The organism is Paenibacillus ehimensis NBRC 15659, assembly GCF_004000785.1.
Lineage (GTDB): Bacteria > Bacillota > Bacilli > Paenibacillales > NBRC-103111 > Paenibacillus_G > Paenibacillus_G ehimensis.
In genome coordinates, this window is sequence record NZ_BILX01000147.1 from 1 (window position 1) to 6,276 (window position 6,276).

General features: G+C 36.4%; 7 protein-coding genes. 5 read left to right on the plus strand and 2 right to left on the minus strand.

All coding sequences use genetic code 11. The features are described from left to right. From PEH01S_RS33750 to PEH01S_RS33760, 3 genes are all read left to right on the plus strand, one after another. Positions 1–238 (plus strand): EndoU domain-containing protein (locus PEH01S_RS33750; RefSeq protein WP_127490407.1); only part of this gene is annotated, 238 nt, incomplete at its 5' end. Between the two features lie 21 nt (positions 239–259). Further along, positions 260–562 (plus strand): hypothetical protein, encoded by a 303-nt coding sequence (locus tag PEH01S_RS33755; protein ID WP_127490408.1) that lies wholly within the window; start codon positions 260–262, stop codon positions 560–562. 1,125 nt (positions 563–1,687) lie between these two features. Further along, positions 1,688–1,996 (plus strand): DUF7716 domain-containing protein, encoded by a 309-nt coding sequence (locus tag PEH01S_RS33760; protein ID WP_127490409.1) that lies wholly within the window; start codon positions 1,688–1,690, stop codon positions 1,994–1,996. A gap of 328 nt (positions 1,997–2,324) precedes the next feature. Here PEH01S_RS33760 and PEH01S_RS35085 read toward each other — a convergent pair whose 3' ends face one another. Then, complete coding sequence (locus tag PEH01S_RS35085) at positions 2,325–2,684, minus strand: hypothetical protein (RefSeq protein WP_174807198.1); 360 nt, start codon at positions 2,682–2,684, stop codon at positions 2,325–2,327. Positions 2,685–3,622: 938 nt separating this feature from the next. Here PEH01S_RS35085 and PEH01S_RS33770 point away from each other — a divergent pair. Beyond that, on the plus strand, positions 3,623–4,123 hold the full coding sequence (locus PEH01S_RS33770; RefSeq protein ID WP_127490410.1) for a hypothetical protein: 501 nt from the start codon (positions 3,623–3,625) through the stop codon (positions 4,121–4,123). A gap of 76 nt (positions 4,124–4,199) precedes the next feature. On the opposite strand, the gene PEH01S_RS33775 is transcribed toward PEH01S_RS33770, so the two are convergent. Continuing rightward, positions 4,200–4,910, minus strand: a complete 711-nt coding sequence (locus PEH01S_RS33775) for a restriction endonuclease (protein ID WP_127490411.1) — start codon at positions 4,908–4,910, stop codon at positions 4,200–4,202. A gap of 309 nt (positions 4,911–5,219) precedes the next feature. Here PEH01S_RS33775 and PEH01S_RS33780 point away from each other — a divergent pair, with 309 nt between their 5' ends. Further along, positions 5,220–6,056, plus strand: coding sequence for an HNH endonuclease (locus PEH01S_RS33780; RefSeq protein WP_246063145.1), 837 nt, complete (start codon positions 5,220–5,222; stop codon positions 6,054–6,056). Positions 6,057–6,276: the final 220 nt, after the last annotated feature.

A 6,276-nucleotide genomic window follows, 5' to 3' on the forward strand; every position in this document is an offset into this window, starting at 1 on the left:
TGTACCAGATCATAAGTCAAAAGGGAAACGAACAGGCAGTGGCCAAGCATGGTTTCCAGAAAAATGGTCTAGGGAAGATATAAGGAAAGCAGGAGAACATGTCGCCAATATGCCGGAACACGAGAATGCAGCAGATGGTGTGGCGATATTTGGAGAATATAATGGTGTTAGGGTAGGGGTAATCAAAACAGATGGAGAAATTGGTACAATTTTTCCTGATAATATGTTACAGCCATAAATTAAGGGGAGGAATTCATCAATGTTTGAGGAAAAAGTAAGGGCAGTCTTGGGTGCACGAGCATTACTTGATGATAATGATCCAAGAATCGAACAGAAATGGGAAGAACTAATTGAGTTACTTAGTGAAAATGAAAATTCGACATTAAACTTCTTACAAGTATGCACTAAAACAGAGCTTTCATTTTTAAGTGAAGTCTTCGAAGAAGTTGCATACAATTTACAAAGCAAAAAATATATTGAGTTACTATATTCGTTAGATAAAAGATATCCAGACTTAGATTTAAAGAGTCATATACAAACGGCTGAGAGTTATATGGAGTAAGTACTTTGGAGTTACCCAATACGCATAAGCGTATGTTGAACTGGGTGATAATGATCTGATTCATCATGAATGACGGGTTTTTGTTAACTTTGTTTTCTATTAGCTCTGAGCTGGGGTCAAGGAAACCGAAGCGTTTATCATAATAATAATGAATTTTATCTGCATACAATATAAGCCATCGAACTAGCTATGGAAGTAAACTCTAGCTAATTCTGAGCAATCCCTTCTCCAATAAGGAGCAAGAAAAATGGGTGGCAAGATAGTTTTTTCGGCTTTTTTATTATTTATGATGGCATGGGGACTTTTTACTGTTTTCAGACCGGAATTTAATCTGAAGTATAACTTGGGGAACATTTTCAAATACGTAAAACATACTAAATTTTTGCTTTTGAACAGTAGACTATCAGGAGCAGGTACATTTTTGCTAAGTGTATATTTACTTTATCAGATTTGGTCTGGTTGAGTTAATTTTTATAGTTTTGTCAATTAGAAAGGTATTGCACATCCCTTTTAACTGTAAAAATAATTCAGGATATCCATATCACAAAATTATGGAGCTGATTGCCAATTATAATTTTACTCACAACGATTTGTTTGGTTGCCTTAGGATGGGGAATAGCAAGTGTAGTTAAACCCAAATATGTATGGGAAAGGTCTTTCATGACTTCAAGGGCAGTAAGAGAACCAAATGAAGGCGACTTAATTCTTACAAGAATATCTGGAGTGTTTCTCATAATAATAATGATTAGTTTCTATGTGTATGCTATTAGTACAATAATATAGCTCTTACATGCCAGATGTTCTGATATAGAAGAACTGACCTCGAAATTTCAAATGACCAAAGTTAGCCTCGTTTTCGGAAGGCAGGTCTTGTTTGGAAACCATAATTTTTCTTAATCATCTTTTTTGGCGCTTCTTTTTCTTACGGGCTTGTGGCTGTACTAAATCCAACGTGGGCATGGAAGCATGGATTTCGTACTAGCAAGATACGTGAACCCAATCAAGCAGATTGCTTATGACCAAAGTTATGGGAGTATTTTTGATCCTATTAATGATTGTTATACTGGTCGTCGTAATTACGAATTTTAAAATTTTGAGATGATGGGAAATAGTATGGAGAAACTTATGGCATTGCGAAGTATACTAAATAATATTGAAAAATTCGAGTGGTCAGATGCATTATTTCTTCCAGAGGATGAGACATGGAGTCTGGATACACAAGCTGCTATAATCGATCCAGATGATGTAGAAGATGAAATTGACGAAGTTCCAAAATTTGCAAAGGATAATAAGTTAATGTATACATTAGATATTCAAACTATAAAAGGAATTATAAAAAATGCTTATGAACAAAAGACTGAGTGTACAGATAAAGATTTAATTGAAGCTTTTTTATACTATTATGATAATGATGCTTTTATAGTAATTAAATAATCATTAAATTGGCTTTATGTATGATTAAGAGATTCAGCATATCAACTGCGCGGCGGATAAATATAACTTGCCACCCTCTCCGAACAGAGTTAAGATACACACACTCAAACAACGGAGGGGATTTCCTATGGAACATTGGCCGAATTGGTTTCTCGACGCTCTCAAGTTAAGATTCGATACCTCAGCGCTTACTGCCCAAAAACAATATGCGCTGTTTCCGGTCCACCAGAAACTCGCTGCTTTAAGCGATGCCATTAAATATCGGGGCAGACGATGATTTGCTCGTTCTTTTGAGCGAGTGGGAGGACATGCTAAACCACAAGCATAATTATCGAAAAAGAGTGGCTCTATATGCAACACTCGTCAGATTATCGTTTAGCCCTAACTCCATCCCGCTTTTTAAAGTAAAAATAAAATGCGCTGGCGAGAGAATAGTAATCTTCTCTACCAGCGCATGGAATAGGCTATCGTCAAATTGCTCCAGTAATTCTTGCCGTGTAGTTAAAACTTTAATGATTTCATTAATTCGTTCCTTCACGTGTACCTTCTGCTCATGGTCTTTCCGAAGCATAGTTTCGTTCAGCCGAAGTTCTTCCAACTGCTGAGATATCCGGGCGTGTTCCTCATCATATACACCATCATCGATTTGGTTTCGAAGCTTAAGGTTGACCAATGCTTTAAGATCCATTTCAACTGTACAATATTCTGCACGACTTCATGCAACGGTTCGCTATCTTCACGCTTGGATAGGATGGTTTGAATATTAGCCTTCAATGTTCGAATAAAGCTATCCTTATTCTCGTACATTCGATCGAATACTCGTACGAAGGCGTCTTGTAAGATTTGTTCGCCGACCGCTTTCATATCGCAAGCACTTTTACCTTCAATTAAATAGGTTCGGCATTACCAGCCCACTTTCTTATAACTGCGACTACTATTCTACGTTCTCCGTTTAAAAATAGCTCCGCAACACCCGCAAAACACTTTGCTGATGATCGCGTATTTACTGGAATAGTTCTTCGTGCGTTAAGCCTCTGGCAATCGTCTGGAAGTTTTTCCACCCCCAATACTCGCGATAAATCCGGCGTACAATTTCGGCTTCCTTCTCGTTAATCACTATTCTCCGATTTCGTCTTTATCGTAACGTTGACTTACAATGAAGAAGCGATGGCGCTGTGCTCTCGGTTCTTTTTATTATGAGGGAGGGGGCGCAGTTATATTACCCGCTGGTTTTGAACTGATGTGCAATTTTGAAGTCTCGGACAAAAAATAAAAGATAAAATTAAAGAATTTAAAGCAACTGTAGATGACTATACAAACAATCCCTAAATGCACCATATTAAGGGCAACTGAAGCGGTTGGTGGAAATTAGGATTCCCGAAATTGCGAATATATAATATATAAGTGATTTATTGCAGATACCTGATGAACCTCATGGTTCATAGGAGTTTCGGTTATGAATTTTAGCATGCAATTGAAAATAAAACTGTGGTTGAGTTATAATGATTATTATTTTACAAATTTATACTTAACATGTAATATCTTTTCGATAAATGGAATATATAGATATTATGTGCAGCTTATTAATACATCCTAGAAAATTCTAGATAATGGGGAGGATATCAATTGAAAAAATATCTCAGTCAAAGTGTACTTATTGCTTTGGTTATTACTAATGTTATCACCCTTTTTATGTATTTTAATAAGGATGTTCAGAATGGTTATGCTCAAGCACAACAAACTTTTAAAGTTTCTTTTTTTAGTGGGCAGGGAGAACATTGGAAGTTGGACAATTATGCTATAGTTAAGACCAATACATCTATTCAACGCGGAAACGGAAAGTTAACGTATTTGGGTAATTTAAATGAAATTAAAGACTCAAATTATTTTAAATACTCATTTTACGAAAAGCGTGGGGAGAAGAATGAGAAACTTGTTTTAGAAGGGCTAAAAACATCAAACAATGGAAATATTAGTTTACTTAAAAACCTTAAGATTGGATCTATTGAGGGGCCTATTGAAGAAACAGATAAGAATCAAGAACCTGCAAGTTATTATCTAGAAATTGAATGGGTCGACAACGAAGGGGTTAGGAAGAAAGAAGAAATTCCATTAGAGTCATCATGAAATGCTAAGTAGAACCAATAAAAAAGAAGCCTGAAGTTTAGGCTTCTTTTTTATTGAAATATGATCCTACGATAACTTAAGAGTAAACAATATTAAAACAAACACCCACTGGTTTAGATGCGGAACCATAACCTTCGTAACTATCCCAGAATAACCCCTTTTTATAAATATCATATTGCCAAATATCAAGGTTAGCGTAGGCAGTAACCTCAGCGCGAGAATAATTGGAAGGTATTGTAACAGTTTGCTCGTCGGTCACAGAGAATGTTTGCGTTACATTGAAACCGACAGCAGCACTTACAATCTGTGCATCTACTGTGACAGTTCCAGTAACAGATGCTGCCACAGATTCAGTGAAAGTCATCTTACCACCAGGATAAACTAAATTTGAACGTCTTAGAGGATGTATGCCGCAACCTCTACGTGGCCCCTGAACGTTTTTTAGATAGTAATCCCCTACACCCTGAGTCGAAATCTCATCAGCATTTAAACTGTTTAAATTAGTTTTTTCATTAGTAGAAAGAGTTCTGACATGGACAATTTTCGCGTTTGGAGATGGTAAATCAAGATTGTAAGCTTTAGCATACTCCTGAGTGTTACTTATCTCAGTGATCTCCTTTGTGACACCATTGGCATCAGTTTCGTAGGATACTTTACCTTCGGCTTTTACACATGGAATTGTGGCAGGCGGACTTATATGCGTCGATTCACTAGCATTTGCGGAGAGAGGAAACGCTGAGACAATAACTGTTAGAGCTAGTATTGATTTCAAAAATAATTTTCTCATACTTTCTACCTCCAATATTTTTTTAGAAAAAGAGCGAACAATAAACACCTAAATCCTTATGTAGTTAAATCATACTATCACCTCAAATCCTTTATATGGTAATATAATACAATAAATATTATATATAGTAAAATAGGTGAAATTTACTATTATTTATTGCATAGTGAGGAAATTTCAAAGGAGGCATTATATGCCCTTGGGTTCTATCTTTTGTTTTTTTTCTACCTTTTTCGACTTCTGTCTTATGAAAGATGTGGTATAATTTTACTATTAAGACAATTCGAAAACCAAGACTATAGAGGGAAAGATATGACATTCCTAGAGAAATGGCTTTATATCATCCGCAACTGTTCGTTTGATAACAGTTATAAAGCAGCATGGGCCAAGGCAATCACCGAAATTGCTGTAGAATATGATTTTCACCAACCAATTGGAAGCACGATGCAAATTGGGCTTGAAGCCATTGCTAAGAAGGTAATTAGATACTACTTCGAGCAAACGATCTTTTTTGACTTAAAGCAAAGCCCTAACCCTAATAAACCGCCGAAGATCGTATCCTTAGTGAAGGAGTTAATTGCTGAGTATCAGAAAGCAACGCAAAGCGCTCAACCGGTTAAATGGTTTCGGTCTAACATTGAGGTAATTTGTAAGATGCAGTACGAAAAGACGGTAAAGCAAGTGAAAACCGCTTTAAAGGCTGACGTAAGTTACCGCTTTCTGACCGTTGAAGGAAAAGTGGTTGACGATGCTTACAATTACGAACGGAACGCAGATTTCTTATATATAGCTGCCGATAATATGAGGGAACTGAAAGAGAATAGTTTAATCGTATTTGACGCGATCAATTACAGATGGTCGCAAATGCTTGAAAATTTCAATCATTCGCCGCGCATATGCAAGAAGGTAAAGATTATTGATGAAGATAAAGTCAGACGCAAACCGTTGACTAAATTTTTTCAGCTTATTGCTGCAGAAAATCCAGACCATATTTGTTTTCATTGTGGGAAGAAAATCATCGATGAGACTCCCGCTATTGACCATGTAATTCCTTGGTCGTATTTATATAGCGATGATTTATGGAATTTGGTTATTCTCACCAAACATGTAACTCAAGCAAATCAAATGTCATTCCAAGCGAAACAATGATACAGAGATTGGAAGAAAGAAATTCGAAGTTACTCGCCATGCTTATGAATCAGGGACAAAGCAATAAACATGTTTCAGAGCTTGAAATGGCTATTAACAATGGCTTAGCCATAAAGTTTTGGATCTCATGCCAAGGTTAGTAGTGGAAGGAGAGTATAGGGTGATCATTTATAACAAGCTGGTACGGGACAAGATACCACAGATAATTGAATCGTCAGAG